At 61.1% G+C, this 13,257-nt stretch carries 14 protein-coding genes; 8 read left to right on the top strand and 6 right to left on the bottom strand.

All coding sequences use genetic code 11. From position 1 onward, the window contains the following. Positions 1-43 precede the first annotated feature (43 nt). From trpC to AAFH49_RS04895, 8 genes are all read left to right on the top strand, one after another. On the top strand, positions 44-871 hold the full coding sequence (gene trpC / locus AAFH49_RS04930) for an indole-3-glycerol phosphate synthase TrpC (RefSeq protein WP_342296390.1): 828 nt from the start codon (positions 44-46) through the stop codon (positions 869-871). 39 nt (positions 872-910) lie between these two features. After that, positions 911-1,615 carry a phosphoribosylanthranilate isomerase gene (locus AAFH49_RS04925; protein WP_342296389.1) on the top strand — a complete coding sequence of 235 codons (705 nt, stop codon included), beginning with the start codon at positions 911-913 and terminating at the stop codon, positions 1,613-1,615. Further along, complete coding sequence (gene trpB / locus AAFH49_RS04920) at positions 1,612-2,814, top strand: tryptophan synthase subunit beta (protein WP_342296388.1); 1,203 nt, start codon at positions 1,612-1,614, stop codon at positions 2,812-2,814. Before AAFH49_RS04925 ends, trpB begins: the two co-directional genes overlap by 4 nt. Before the next feature lie 26 nt (positions 2,815-2,840). Continuing rightward, positions 2,841-3,620, top strand: coding sequence for a tryptophan synthase subunit alpha (gene trpA, locus AAFH49_RS04915; RefSeq protein WP_342296387.1), 780 nt, complete (start codon positions 2,841-2,843; stop codon positions 3,618-3,620). A gap of 77 nt (positions 3,621-3,697) precedes the next feature. Continuing rightward, a complete protein-coding gene (gene aroF, locus AAFH49_RS04910) occupies positions 3,698-4,702 on the top strand; it encodes a 3-deoxy-7-phosphoheptulonate synthase (protein ID WP_342296386.1) in 1,005 nt (334 codons plus the stop codon). Positions 4,703-4,963: 261 nt separating this feature from the next. Beyond that, positions 4,964-5,680: a phenylalanine-4-hydroxylase gene (locus AAFH49_RS04905; protein WP_342296385.1), complete on the top strand. Its 717-nt coding sequence runs from the start codon at positions 4,964-4,966 to the stop codon at positions 5,678-5,680. 45 nt (positions 5,681-5,725) lie between these two features. Beyond that, a complete protein-coding gene (locus AAFH49_RS04900; protein ID WP_342296384.1) occupies positions 5,726-7,108 on the top strand; it encodes a helix-turn-helix domain-containing protein in 1,383 nt (460 codons plus the stop codon). Positions 7,109-7,204: 96 nt separating this feature from the next. Continuing rightward, a complete protein-coding gene (locus AAFH49_RS04895; protein WP_342296383.1) occupies positions 7,205-7,786 on the top strand; it encodes a hypothetical protein in 582 nt (193 codons plus the stop codon). A gap of 33 nt (positions 7,787-7,819) precedes the next feature. On the opposite strand, the gene AAFH49_RS04890 is transcribed toward AAFH49_RS04895, so the two are convergent. The 6 genes from AAFH49_RS04890 to AAFH49_RS04865 all read right to left on the bottom strand — a co-directional run bounded on the left by AAFH49_RS04890 (position 7,820) and on the right by AAFH49_RS04865 (position 13,253). Next, complete coding sequence (locus AAFH49_RS04890) at positions 7,820-8,290, bottom strand: Mpo1 family 2-hydroxy fatty acid dioxygenase (protein WP_342296382.1); 471 nt, start codon at positions 8,288-8,290, stop codon at positions 7,820-7,822. Positions 8,291-8,409: 119 nt separating this feature from the next. After that, positions 8,410-9,282: a dienelactone hydrolase family protein gene (locus tag AAFH49_RS04885; protein WP_342296381.1), complete on the bottom strand. Its 873-nt coding sequence runs from the start codon at positions 9,280-9,282 to the stop codon at positions 8,410-8,412. Positions 9,283-9,323: 41 nt separating this feature from the next. Continuing rightward, positions 9,324-9,869, bottom strand: a complete 546-nt coding sequence (locus AAFH49_RS04880; RefSeq protein ID WP_342296380.1) for a hypothetical protein — start codon at positions 9,867-9,869, stop codon at positions 9,324-9,326. Positions 9,870-9,913: 44 nt separating this feature from the next. Then, positions 9,914-11,221: an ABC1 kinase family protein gene (locus AAFH49_RS04875; RefSeq protein WP_342296379.1), complete on the bottom strand. Its 1,308-nt coding sequence runs from the start codon at positions 11,219-11,221 to the stop codon at positions 9,914-9,916. 6 nt (positions 11,222-11,227) lie between these two features. Beyond that, a complete protein-coding gene (locus AAFH49_RS04870; protein ID WP_342296378.1) occupies positions 11,228-11,857 on the bottom strand; it encodes a TetR/AcrR family transcriptional regulator in 630 nt (209 codons plus the stop codon). Positions 11,858-11,927: 70 nt separating this feature from the next. Beyond that, positions 11,928-13,253: a cryptochrome/photolyase family protein gene (locus AAFH49_RS04865; protein ID WP_342296377.1), complete on the bottom strand. Its 1,326-nt coding sequence runs from the start codon at positions 13,251-13,253 to the stop codon at positions 11,928-11,930. Positions 13,254-13,257 lie beyond the last annotated feature (4 nt).

Here is a 13,257-nt window from a genome sequence, read left to right as displayed (position 1 = left end):
ATATGGCGCGAAGCAAATCCTGCGCGCTGCTGTTTTCCAAGTCATGTCCCAATCCACCATTCTCGATACCATCGTCGCCCACAAGCGCAAGGAAGTAGCCAGCCGCCGCGAGCTGGTGCCCGTGAAGCTGCTCGAAACTAGCCTTTACTTCAACTCGCAGCCGCTGTCATTGCGCAAATACCTGCTGCGCGAAGGCGGCAGCGGCCTCATTGCTGAGTTCAAGCGCAAGTCGCCCTCCAAGGGTTGGATAAACCAGTATGCGCCCGTAGAGCGCACCACGCTTGGCTACATGCAGGCCGGCGCGGCGGCGCTGTCCATCCTCACCGACGCCGAGTTTTTTGGCGGTAAAAACGAGGACCTGACCACGGCGCGGCGCTTCAATTTCTGCCCCATCCTGCGCAAGGATTTTGTGGTGGACGAGTACCAGATTCTCGAAGCCAAAAGCATAGGAGCCGATGCTGTGCTGCTGATTGCGGCCGTCCTCACGCCCGCCGAAGTCGACTCATTGGGCCGCCTGGCCCGTTCGCTGGGCCTCGAAGTGCTGCTCGAAGTGCACGACGGCGAAGAACTGGCCCGCTCCGCCAACGCCGACGCCGTCAACCTCATCGGCGTAAACAACCGCAACCTGCACGATTTCAGCCTGAGCCTCGATACGTCGATGGCGCTGGCCGAAGCCATTCCGCAGGAATTTGTGAAGGTGTCGGAAAGCGGTATCTCAACGGCTCAGGCCATTGGCCAGCTGCGCGAAGTCGGTTATCGGGGCTTCCTGCTGGGCGAGGCGTTCATGCGCCACGCCCGCCCCGAGCGTGCCTGCGCCGCGCTGGTGCAGGAAATCGCAGCTCTGCCGAAAACCGAATCTGCCGTTGCCTAGCTGCCGGAAATGAAAATGCCCCGCCCAAACCTGTCTGCTTTGGCGCTCGCCGCTGGCGTACCCGGCGCAGCTGTGCCATCAACTCCGGCCGCTACCCCATCGCGGCTGCTGGTGAAGGTGTGCGGTATGCGCGACGCGGCGGCGCTGGCCAAAGTCGCCGCGCTGGGGCCGGACTTTCTGGGGTTCATTTTCGCGCCGAAATCACCGCGCTTTGTGGGCGACGTACTGGCTCCGGAACTGGTGCGTGCCCTGCCGCCAGCTATCTGGAAAGTGGGTGTGTTCGTGAACGAAACCACCGAAAATATCTTCGCCACGGCCCACCGCTTCAGCCTCGCCGCCGTGCAGCTGCACGGCCAGGAAACGCCCGCCCAGTGCGAGGAATTGAACGAAGGCGGCCTGCTGGTGATGAAAGCGTTTTCGGTAGGGGAGAAGGTTGATTTTGATGCCCTGCTGCCTTACGTGCCGTATTGCGACTACTTCCTCTTCGATACCAAAGGGGCCGTACCCGGCGGCAACGGTACCACGTTCAACTGGAATCTGCTGCAATCCTACAATCTGCCCGTACCCTATTTCCTGGCCGGCGGCTTGGGGCTGGAACACGCTGCCGAGTTGGCGGCCCTGCGCTTGCCCTGCCTGGCCGGCGTCGATTTGAACAGTTGTTTTGAAACCGCGCCGGGCGTGAAAGATGCCGCCCGCCTGGCCCAAATGCTCACTCAATTGCGCCCCGGCGCACCATCGATATGACTCCCACTACCTCTTACCAACAGCCCACTGCCCGCGGCTACTACGGCCAGTTCGGCGGCGCTTTCGTGCCCGAAATGCTCTACCCCAACGTGGAGGAGCTGCGCACGCAGTATCTGGAAATCATGGCCGACCCGGCATTCCAGGCCGAACTGCAAGGCCTGCTGCGCGACTACGTAGGCCGGCCCACGCCACTGTTTGAAGCCAAGCGCCTGTCGGCCAAGTACAACACCCGGATTTTCCTCAAGCGCGAAGACCTCTGCCACACCGGTGCCCACAAAATCAACAACACCGTGGGGCAGATTCTGTTAGCCCAGCGGCTGGGCAAAACGCGCATCATCGCCGAAACCGGGGCCGGGCAGCACGGTGTGGCCACCGCCACCGTCTGCGCCCTGATGGGCCTGCCCTGCGTGGTGTACATGGGGGCCATCGACATGGAGCGCCAGGCCCCCAACGTGGCCCGGATGCGCCTGCTCGGGGCCGAAGTTCGCCGCGCCGAAAGCGGCAGCCAGACCCTGAAAGATGCCACCAACGAAGCCATTCGCGACTGGATTGCCAACCCCGTTGATACTCACTATATCATCGGCTCCGTCGTCGGCCCGCACCCGTACCCCGATTTGGTGGCGCGCCTGCAAGCCGTTATCAGCGAGGAGATGCGCAAGCAACTGCTGGAAAAAACCGGCTCCGAGCTGCCCGATTTCGTGGTGGCCTGCGTGGGCGGTGGCTCCAACGCGGCTGGGGCATTCTACCACTTTCTGGATGAGCCGGATGTTCGCCTGATTGCGGTGGAAGCTGCCGGGCACGGCATCCATTCCGGCCATTCGGCGGCCACGTCGGTGCTGGGTACGCCGGGCATCATCCACGGCAGCAAAACCTTGCTGATGCAGGACGAGCACGGCCAGATTACCGAGCCATACTCGCTGAGCGCGGGACTTGATTACCCCGGTATTGGCCCGCTGCACGCCTATCTGGGCGAGGTGGGCCGCTCCGAGTTCATTGCCATCACCGATGACGAAGCTCTAACGGCTGTGGCCGAACTGAGCCGCCTCGAAGGCATCATCCCCGCCTTGGAGACGGCCCACGCATTGGCCGCTCTCGGACAAATCGGGGCTGGGCCGGATGACGTGGTGGTGGTAAACCTCTCCGGCCGTGGCGACAAGGATTTGGAAACCTACCTCAAAAACATGGACAAGCTGGTGTAGCCTGCGGCTCCCCAACGCTATATTATATGGACCGCATCAAACACGCCTTCGCGAGCAAAACCAACCTGCTCAATACCTACTTCACCGCCGGCTACCCCAGCCTGCACGATACTATCCCGCTAGCTAAAGCCTTGGTGGAAGCCGGGGCCGACATCCTCGAAATCGGCATGCCCTTTTCCGACCCGCTGGCCGATGGACCCATCATCCAAGGCAGTAGCAGTGTGGCCCTGGCCAATGGCATGAACCTGCCCGTGCTGTTCGAGCAGCTGAAAGGCCTGCGCGCTGCCGTGCCCGAAACGCCGGTGCTGCTCATGGGCTACCTCAACCCAGTGATGCAGTTCGGGGTGGAGGAATTTTGCCGCCAGGCCGCCGCCGTGGGCATCGATGGCCTCATTTTGCCCGACCTGCCGCTCGCGGAGTATGAAGAGTTCTATCAGGAAACCTTCAAGAAATACGGTCTGAAAGCCGTATTCCTCATCACCCCGCAAACCTCAGAAGAGCGTATCCGTCGCCTCGACAATCTCTCCGAAGCCTTCCTGTACCTCGTGTCCGGCCCCGGCACCACCGGCGGCACTACGTTGCCCGATGCTGTCGTGCAGGAGCAATACTTTGAGCGCATCGCCGCCCTGAAGCTGCGCAATCCCCGCCTCATCGGCTTCGGCATTGCTGATAAAGCCGGTTTCGACCGTGCCTGCCAGCACGCCGAGGGTGCCATTATCGGCTCGGCCCTCATCCGTGCCTTGGAGGATGTGGATGATGCGCCGGCTGCTGCTGGGCGTTTCGTGCGGGTCATAAAGCAGGCATAAGCAATTTCATTCAATCTCAAGAACGTCATGCTGAGCGCAGCCGCAGTATGACGTTCTTGAGTTAACTCATTCATTCCGTGATAATCCAATTAGAAAAATCTGCCTCAGTAGCCACCATCACCGAGCACCTGAAGCAGCAGGGCTACAAGGCCACCGAAGTCACCACCCAGCACGCCCACTACTTGGTAGCCATCGGCAAAAAGGACTTTGATATCCGCACTATCGGCCAGCTGCCGGGCGTGCGCGACGTGCACCGCGTGAGCGACGACTACAAGCTCGTGAGCCGTAAGTGGCGCGTGAAGCCCACCGTGCTCGACCTCGGCGACGGCGTGACCATCGGTGGTAACTCGCTGGCCATCTGCGCTGGGCCGTGCAGCATCGAGAGCGAAGCCCAGATGGAAAAGGTGATGGACCACCTCGTAGCCAACGGCGTGCGCCTGATGCGCGGTGGCGTGTTTAAGCCCCGCTCGTCGCCCTACGCCTTTCGCGGGCTGGGGCTGGAGGGGCTGCGCGACTTCCACCGCATGGCCCGGGCGCGCGGCCTCAAAATCGTGACCGAAGTGATGCAGGTGTCGCAGGTGGAGGAGATGCACGATTTTGTGGACGTGTTCCAGGTCGGCGCGCGCAACACCCAGAATTTCAACCTGCTCGATGCCCTGGGTGGCGTGGACAAGCCGGTGCTGCTGAAGCGAGGTATCTCGGGTTCAATTGAGGAATTGCTTTCCTCGGCTGAGTACGTGTTTTCGGGCGGTAATGAGAAGCTGATTCTCTGTGAGCGCGGCATTCGGACCTTTGAAACCGCTAGCCGCAATACCTTGGACTTGAACGCAGTACCCATCCTGAAAGCCAAGAGCCACCTGCCCGTGATTGTGGACCCTTCGCACGGCATCGGCATCCGCGAGTACGTACCCACGATGGCGCTGGCCGGCGTGATGGCTGGGGCCGACGGTATCGTGTACGAAACCCACGAAACGCCCGAAACCGCCGCTTCGGACGGAGCCCAGACGCTGGATTTTGATGAGTCGGCCCGCCTTATTCGCAACCTGCGGCGCGTGTACCAGCTGCGGCAGGAACTTGAATAAAGAAAAATTAATGTGGGGAAATGCTTGCATTCCCGAAATCGGTTCCTAAATTCGTCTCACTCATGCGCCACCAATTCGTCAATTGCATTAACACCCTAATGACCGCCCCCAAACAGGGAGCGTACGGGCTGCGATTGGCGCTACCGGAAGACGAGGCATGAAACCCGACTTTCTCTAGAAACCTTCAAAAGCCCGAATCCGCCAGGATATCGGGCTTTTTTTTCGCCCCGTTTTAACCACGCTTACCTTTTTCGTTACGCTATGTTTACCAAGTCCAACCCCGCCGCCGCCACCAGCCAGGACCAGCTCATCTGGAAGATGCTGTTTGACCGCCAGACTGCGCTGCTGCACCGGCGGGCTGTGCCGGCGTTTTGGGAAGGATTGACCCGGCTGGGCTTTCGGCGCGAATCCATCCCCGACATTCGGGAGCTGAGTGCGACGGTGGAGGCCGAAACTGGCTGGCAGCTGGCCCCGGTGGGCCGCCCGTTTGAGCCGGCCGCGTTTTTCGCCCTGCTGGCCGAGCGCAAGTTTCCGATTGTGACCCGTATCCGGTCCATGCAGGCGTTCGATTTCAGCCCCGAGCCGGACTTGTTCCACGACCTGTTTGGGCACGTGCCCATGCTGCTTGATGAGGGCCTGGCCAACTTCCTGCACGAGCTGGGGCAGGCCTACGTGGCCCAGCCGGCGGGCTCGCCGGCGCGGGAGCAGCTATGGGCGCTGTACTTCTTCACGGCCGAATTTGGCATGGTGCAGTACGATGGCAAGCCGCACCTCTACGGGGCGGGCCTGCTGTCATCGGCCGGCGAAATACATCACTGCGTGAACGAGTTGACCCCGCGTCCGGCTTTCGACCTGGCCACCGTATTGCGCACGCCCGTGACCGGGGCCCGCTACCAAAATCAGTATTTCATGTTGCCCGCCTGGGACCAGCTCACCGAATGCGTGGCCGAACTGGCTGGCATGTTGGCCTTGGGCTAAGGTCGCTGATGGCGAAGGCATGGCGCTATGCACTAGCTTCGCAGCATGCTGTTTGAATTTGGTGCGCACAGTGCGCTGCTGTTGCCTTTTGTGGTGCCGGGGCTGGTGCTGGCGGTGCATTTGCTGATTCGGAGCTTCCGTTTCGGCGCGTTGCCCAATGGGCTGCTGGCGCTGCTGCTGTTCCTGAACGTGCTGCCCGTGACGCAGTGGATGCTGGGCTACGCCGGCTGGTACGACAGCCACGACGGCCATTCCACGGCAATGTTCTACGTGCCGTGGCAGCCCTGGCTGGCCTGGGGACCGGCGTTTTACCTTTACTTCCGCAGCCTCACCAACCAGGAATTTGAGCTGCGGAAGCATTGGCGGCACCTGCTGCCGGGGCTGCTGTTTGCGGGCCTGTACGCGGGCGCGGCGCTGTACGATTTGGTCTGGGGCCGGGCCTTGCACGGCTGGGCGCTGCCTTATCACTTCGGTACCAAAGGCGCGGCGGCTAACTTCCTCGATATGCTGAGTGCACCCGCCGAGTGGCTGGGCTATGCCTTGATGCTTGGCTATGGCCTGGCCACGCTGCGGCTTTTTCGCCGCTACCGCCGCTACCTCGACGACAACTTTTCGGACACGGCGCGGCTGCGGTTTCGGGGGCTGCGCGATTTGCTGGTGGCCGCGCTGCTGGGCTTGGTGCTGTGGGTGGGCTTTGAGGTAGTGAACTGGGCCGTTGGGCCGCTGGGCTACGGCGACTACTGGTACGCCTACTTCGCCAATGGCGCGCTGATTTACTACCTGAGCATCGTGGGCTTACAGGCCAATTTTGCCGCCATGACTCCGTTGCGCTTTGAGCCCGAGGCGGCTGGCGTTGCCGGGATTTCCTTCGGCACCGGGCCACTGGTTTCTCCCGAAATGACTACCGGGCTTGGCACGACAGCCGAAGAAATTCCCTTAAGGGAGGCTGCTGCCCAAGCTGCCCCAACTGCTGACTTGCCATTTGTCAGTGCCACTGAAGTGGCAAAAGCTCCCGAAGTAGCTGCGGTTGCTCCCAGACTGGCCGGGGCAGTTACACCAAGTGAGGAAACCGCCGATGCGCTGGCCCCCGAGCTACACCCGTGGCGCACCAAGCTGCTCGCCCTGATGGCCGAGGACCAGCCCTGGCTGGAGCCCGAGCTTACCCTGGCCGAGCTGGCCCACCGCCTGCGCACCAACACTTCGCTGCTCTCCCACGTCATCAACACCGGCTGCGGGCAGAACTTCAACGACTTCGTGAACCGCTACCGCGTGGCCGAGGCCGAGCGCAAGCTGCAGGACCCACGCCTGGCGCATTACTCCTTGGTAGGCATTGCGTTGGAGTCGGGGTTTAACTCGAAGTCTACTTTCAACCGGGTTTTCAAGAAGCTCACCGGCCGCACGCCCGGCGAGATTGCGCGGCCCAAATGATAAATTGGGACGGCTCAGGCCGTAAGTTGGAGCGCGACCGGGGCTGAGCAGGGAGAATTTTGGGGCATCGATTCACCAACCCCACTTCCCCCGTTTATGAAATATTCTCTCCTTCCCTTTTTTGTAGCTGTGGCATTGTCCGCGCCCTTTGCCGCAGATTTCTCCGCCCGCTTCGTCAGCCCTGATAACAGCGGCATGTATGAGCATTACGCGGTAAAGGCAAAAGCCACGCCCCGAATAACAGCTGCCGAACTCTCGGCTCTGCTTGCTCCAAATTGGCGCGGTACGCTTACTTACCTCGACTATGGTTCCCATAAATCGGTTGTGCTCAATACCGGCTTGCAGGCGCTAATGAGCCGTCCCGACCGCTTCGTCCTCCGATTCGATTACGAAGAACCCAACCACACCCACGTTTTTGGCACCGATACCCTGACGGTGGCATCCGGCGGCACCACCTTGCACTGGGACGGCACCGACTTCGCCGTGAAAGCCAAACAGTGGCTGCCCGGCCAAACGCTGCGCCTGTTGCTCGAAGGCGCTGGTCAGGACGATAACCGTCCGGTAGTTATCCGCAAAACACTGCTGTTGAGCGCGCAACACTTCTCTATCCGTAAGCAGGTGCGGCTTCCGGCTGATACGGCGCTTGTGCAACGAAACTTCTACCAATTCGCCCGCTAACGCAAATTACCGCCATCAACAACTGGCCATTGGTCAATATCCCCAACCCAGCCGGCGATACACGAAATGCAGCAGCCACAGCGGCCCAATCAACAGAAACTGCAGGTCCTTGAGGAAGCTGGGTTTCTTGCCCTCCACCTTGTGGCCCCAGAACTGGCCCACCCAGGCCAGCGCAAAAATGATGAGGCAAATACCCCACAGCGGCAGCGCCGCCGCGCCCGCCACCACGCGCAGGGCCAGCGCCATGGCCACCCACACCAGCACCATGCCCAGCGCCAGCCGCCCACTCAGCCGCACGTAATAGATGAGGGCCAGCGCCATCACCAGCGTGCCCCAGTTCAGCCACGGGCTGATGTGTTGGATAGCCGCCGGCACTGGCACCGACCACAGCAGGCCAATTAATGAGAACATAATCAGTGGCACGCATACCCAGTGCACCAGCTTATTGGTGGGGTTTTGGTGGCTTTCGCCGTATTCGGACAGGAGGGAGGCAAGCGGAGCCATAACGGTGGGAATTTTAGTAGCGCGGGCTTTTAGCCCGCGAGGAGGATGGTTCAGGCTCACCAAAGTAGCAAAAAAAAGCCTTCCCAATTGGGAAGGCTTTTCCTTTTCAAATCCAAAAACTAGGCTTTCGATTTGAAGCGGCCGCGCAGGTAAGCCAGCGCCTGGCCGTGGGCTTTGGCGGCGTATTCCTTGTTGAATTTGGGGTTGGAGGGGTTGGCGAAGGCGTGGTCGGCATCGTAGCTCTCGATGGTCACGCTTTTGCCAGCGGCGGTCATGTCTTTTTTGAACTGGCCCACCACCTCGGGGTTAATCCACTTGTCCTGGCTGGCGAAGATGCCCAGCACGTCGGAGTTCAGGGTTTTGAGTTTGGCTACGTCTTTCTCGGGCATACCGTAGTACATCACGCAGCCCACGGTTTGCTTGCCACCGAGCAGGGCTTCCTGCAGGCTCCAGCCGCCGCCGAAGCACCAGCCGATGCTGGCCAGTTGCGCCTTGGGGCCGGCATACATTTGGGCCCCCTTGAGGATGGCCGTGGCGCGCTCGGTTTTCACCTCGCCCATGTATTTGCCGGCTTCTTCGGGCGTGGTGGCTATTTTACCATCGTAGAGGTCCACGGCGATGACGTTGACATCGGGCATTTCGCTGGCGAAGGTGGCGGCTTCCTTCTTGATGTAGTCGTTCAGCCCCCACCACTCGTGAATCACGAACAGGTACTTGTTGCTGGGCTTGGCGCTTTTGATTTCGAAGCCGTGGCCGGGCGTGCCATCGGGGGTTTTGAACTCAATCATTTTGCCCTCACCGGCATAGGAATAGGGCAGGGGCGCGTCGTGGCCGCCCGAAAAATCCTTGTCGGTGGCGAGCATGGCGAAGGCCTCGGTGGCCGAGGCCGACAGGTTGCCGGCGGGGCGGGCGCAGCAGCTGGCCATCTTTTGGGCCGAAGCCGAGAAGGTGAGGCTGAGCAGCGCCGCGCCGAGGGTAAGAAACTTTTTCATGGGAATTGGTGAGAATTGAAACGAATGAGCCTACCCAACAGCTAACCCGGCAAAACTTCCCGCGAAATATTGCGAAGTTTTGGCAATTCGCGTGCTGCCCGGCTGCGCAGCGCGGCCGAGTTGGTGGTGCTCAGGGCAGTTTCGGCGGTAGCCACAACTTCGGCGGCCAGTTCGGGGTAGGGGCCGGCCAGTCGGGCGGCCGCCGTGAGGGCGTAGGCACGAATGGCGACCGGCTCACGGGGAGCCCTCAGCAGGGCCAGGCAGGTATCGAAGGCCAGGGCCTGCCATTCTTCGGGCACTGGCACGAATTGTAACACCCGCGCCACGGCCCGCCGGATGGCCGGGTGCTGCTCCGAGCCGGATTGGGCGGCGGCCAGCAGGCCCGGCAGGTTGGGCACCAGCCACTTGGGTCGGCGCTCGCCCACCCAGCCCAGCACGTCGGCGGCCAGCTGGCGCTCGCGCTCCGCGCCGTACCAGAACAGCTGGAGCAGCTCGGCCAGGGCCGTGGGGTGGGCGCAGGCATAGTCGGCCAGGCGCTGGGTCTGGCGCGCCGAGTGTTCCCGCAGTAGCTCGGTTCGGAGGTTCACGGTCGAAATGTAGCACATGCTTTAGCTTGTGCTACAGGTTCGCGCTACGCCGGAATCCCGGTTTCGATGGAAGCGCCCAGCTCCGTGAGTAGCGCGAAGAGGCCCACGTAGGTCCGGTTCAAATAGATAAAATGCTCGGAGCCGCGCGGCTCGCGCTGCTTGCGCAATTCAGGGTCGGCCATGAGGTCGTCGCCGAGGGCGTAGAGGGCAGCCATGTAGGCCGGGTCGCCGAAATCGAAAGTGGCCTGACGGAAGGGGCGGCCCACCAGCTCCAGCGACACCCGCATGGTGCGCAGGTAGAGCGCCCGCATGGCCGGCGCATCGGTAGCGCGGAGCACGCCGGCCTGGATGAGCAGGGCTTCGAGGCGGGCTTCGTCGGAGAAGGTTTCGGGGGCCAGCAGGGCGGTGAACAGCTCGTACACATCCTGTGGTACGTCCTTCACGCAGCCAAAATCGAGTACGCCGAGGGTGCCGCCGTTATCGGCCCGCATCAGGAAATTGCCGGGGTGCGGGTCGGCGTGCAACTGGTGCAGGGTGTTGAACTGGAATTGGTAGAAATCCCACAGCGCCTGGCCAATCTGGTTGCGGATTTCCTGGCTGGGGTTGGTGGCCAGAAACTCCTTGAGGTGCTGACCGGGCAGCCAGTCCATGGTGAGAATGCGGGCCGTGGAATACTCGGGATAATAAGCCGGGAACTCCAGGTGCTTCAAATTCTGGCATTTGGCCGCAATTTCCTGGCCGCGCCGCAGTTCCAGCTTGTAGTCAGTTTCTTCGAGCAGGCGGGTTTCGACTTCCTCCAAGTAGGGGCGCACCTGGGCTTCGTTCAGGCCCATGATGCGCAGGGCAATGGGCTTCACCAGCCGGATATCTGACTTGATGCTGTCGGCCACGCCGGGGTATTGCACCTTCACGGCCAGGGCTTTGCCATCCTTGCGGGCAAAGTGCACTTGCCCGATGCTGGCCGCCTGCCGCGCCTCGGGCTCGAACTCATCAAAAAGCTGAAACGGCGACTTCCCGAACGCATCCCGAAATGCTTTCACCACCAACGGGCCGGAGAGGGGCGGGGTCGAATACTGGGCCTGGGCAAACTGCTCAGCGTAGGCCGAGGGCAGCATGTTTTTCTCCATCGCCAGCATCTGGGCCACTTTCAGCACGGACCCTTTCATCTCGCTCAGCGTGCCGTAGAGCTCGGCGGCGTTGGCCGCGTGCAGGTCCTCAGTAGTTGATTCCGCGCCGACGGCCTTCTTGGCGTAGTGCTTGATGTAATTGGTGCCGACGTTGAAGCCGGTTTTGGCAAAGCGGGCGGCGCGGGCCACCTTAGTGGTCGGGAGGGATGTTTGGGGTTCGTCCATTGTTATTTACTTCCGCACCAAAAACCGCACGAAATCCACGGCCGAATCAATCGTATTACGGCCCACCAAATCGAAGCTCAGCGTCACAGCCTTTTCCACGGCAGCATCGGTGCGCTCGAAATTCACGGTGTCGTCCTTGGCAAAGTAGCCGAGCACGAACAGCGCCTGCTGCCAGAAAAAGCGCGGGTAACCGTCCTGCACCAGCGGGCGGTTGGCGATTTCGCCGGTTACGCGGCCAGCACTAAGCAGGTCGCTTACGAAATATTCAAAGTCCTGCCGGAAGTCATCGAGCACGCGGGGCGACAGCGCCGGGATGCGGTGCAGCGAGCGGCGCAGGCTCATCAGGGCGTAGGAGCGGTTGCTTTTGAGGATTTCGAGCAGCGTGTAGTAGAACGCCAGCAGCTTTTCGCGGCTGCCGTAGCCTTCCCACACGGGCTCGGCGGCGGCGGTTTCGCGCGCCTGCCGGCCAAAATCGGCCCAGATTTCCCGGTCGATGGCCTCGAAGTTGGGGTAGCTCTGGTAAAATTCTGATTCGCTCAGGCCAAGCTGCTGGGTGAGCTTGAATACCGATTGCGGCGGGTGGCCTTCGTTGAGCACGAAGTCGAGATAGGCTTGTTTGATGCGGTCCTTTTCCATGGAATTACAACCGCTTCGCAGGCCCTGCGGTTCGGTGGTCAGCCCATTAAAAATCAACAGCTTTTCGGCTTTAGCTGGCCGCGATGCGCGCCGCCCGAATGGCTTCCACGGCCCGCTCGCGGCCAAACTTGTGCTCCACAATTGGCGCGGGATATTTTGAAGTCCCTACTTCGGGCACCCAGCGCTTGATATACTTCATCTCCGGGTCGACTTGCGCCTGCTGGCTCTCGGGGCTGTACACCCGGAACCACGGGGCTGATGTGGCACCGGTGCCGGCCATCCACTGCCAGTTGCCCACGTTGTTGGCCATGTCGTAGTCGAGGAGCTTATCGGCAAAATACCGCTCGCCCCAGCGCCAGTCGATGAACAGGTGCTTCACTAGAAAGCCGGCCACGGTCATCCGCACGCGGTTGGGCATATAGCCGGTTTCGTTGAGCTCGCGCATGCCGGCATCCACCAGCGGGTAGCCGGTGCGGCCCTCGCACCAAGCCCGGAATTCGTCCTCATTGTTGCGGTAGTCAATATGCCGCATCTTGGGGTCGTAGCTCTCGGTGGCGGTGTTCGGGAAATGCCAGAGCAGCATCATGAAGAAATCGCGCCAGATAATTTCGGCCAGTAGCTTTGGGTTCAGCTCCTTTGCCTGGCGCATCACCTCGCGCACGCTCAGCGTGCCAAAACGTAGGTTCAGCGACTCGCGGGTGCTGCCGTGCTCGTTGGCGGGCGTGTCGCGGGTCTTGTGGTAGTTGCGCACGATGCCCTCAGCCGGCAGCTTCACCGGCGGGAAGTATTGCTCTTTGCGCTCGAAACCCATGCTTTTCAACGTAGGGCGCGGGCCGGCTTTTTCTTTGGAAACGTGGTGCAGATTGGCCTTCTTGAATGCTGTTTTAGAAGCGTGCGGCTCCAAAAGCTCATCGGTGAGCTTCGCCGTGTAGGCTTTTAGGTAAGCCCCGAAAACCTTGGGTACGGTGCCCGATTTGGTCATTATCTCCTCTTTGGCGAAGATGACTTGGTCCTTATAAGCGTGAAATTCCACATCGTGCTTCTTCAGCATGGCGGCTACAGCGGTGTCGCGCTTGGTGGCGTAGGGCTCGTAGTCTTCGTTGGTATGCACGGCGGCCACGTCGAAGTCTTTCAGCAGCTGCTCCAGCACAGCCAGCGGCTGCCCATAGCGGGCCAGAAATGTGCCGCCGGCTGCTTCGGTTTCTTGGGCTATTTTCTCCGCTTCATCATGAATGAAGGTGAGCCGGGCATCGGCTTTCTCGGGCAGGTGGTCCAGGATTTCCTTGTCGTAAATGAACAGCGGCAGCACGGGCAGCCCGCTGGCCAGTGCCGCCGCCAAGCCCGCATTGTCATGAATGCGCAGGTCACGCCGGTGCCAGAAGATGCAGATTTTCATGCCT

Source organism: Hymenobacter segetis (assembly GCF_038448715.1).
Taxonomy (GTDB): domain Bacteria; phylum Bacteroidota; class Bacteroidia; order Cytophagales; family Hymenobacteraceae; genus Hymenobacter; species Hymenobacter segetis.
The sequence above is the reverse complement of the archived record's forward strand: the minus strand, read 5'-3'. Positions and strand labels throughout refer to the sequence as shown.

Excerpts from the sequence above, each read along its gene's own strand:
- trpB (WP_342296388.1), top strand. The coding sequence starts at position 1,612 with ATGACTCCCACTACCTCTTACCAACAGCCCACTGCCCGCGGCTACTAC.
- AAFH49_RS04905 (WP_342296385.1), top strand. The coding sequence starts at position 4,964 with ATGTTTACCAAGTCCAACCCCGCCGCCGCCACCAGCCAGGACCAGCTC.
- AAFH49_RS04875 (WP_342296379.1), bottom strand. The coding sequence starts at position 11,221 with ATGGACGAACCCCAAACATCCCTCCCGACCACTAAGGTGGCCCGCGCC.
- AAFH49_RS04895 (WP_342296383.1), top strand. The coding sequence starts at position 7,205 with ATGAAATATTCTCTCCTTCCCTTTTTTGTAGCTGTGGCATTGTCCGCG.
- trpC (WP_342296390.1), top strand. The coding sequence starts at position 44 with ATGTCCCAATCCACCATTCTCGATACCATCGTCGCCCACAAGCGCAAG.
- AAFH49_RS04900 (WP_342296384.1), top strand. The coding sequence starts at position 5,726 with ATGCTGTTTGAATTTGGTGCGCACAGTGCGCTGCTGTTGCCTTTTGTG.
- AAFH49_RS04865 (WP_342296377.1), bottom strand. The coding sequence starts at position 13,253 with ATGAAAATCTGCATCTTCTGGCACCGGCGTGACCTGCGCATTCATGAC.
- AAFH49_RS04870 (WP_342296378.1), bottom strand. The coding sequence starts at position 11,857 with ATGGAAAAGGACCGCATCAAACAAGCCTATCTCGACTTCGTGCTCAAC.
- trpA (WP_342296387.1), top strand. The coding sequence starts at position 2,841 with ATGGACCGCATCAAACACGCCTTCGCGAGCAAAACCAACCTGCTCAAT.
- AAFH49_RS04885 (WP_342296381.1), bottom strand. The coding sequence starts at position 9,282 with ATGAAAAAGTTTCTTACCCTCGGCGCGGCGCTGCTCAGCCTCACCTTC.
- AAFH49_RS04890 (WP_342296382.1), bottom strand. The coding sequence starts at position 8,290 with ATGGCTCCGCTTGCCTCCCTCCTGTCCGAATACGGCGAAAGCCACCAA.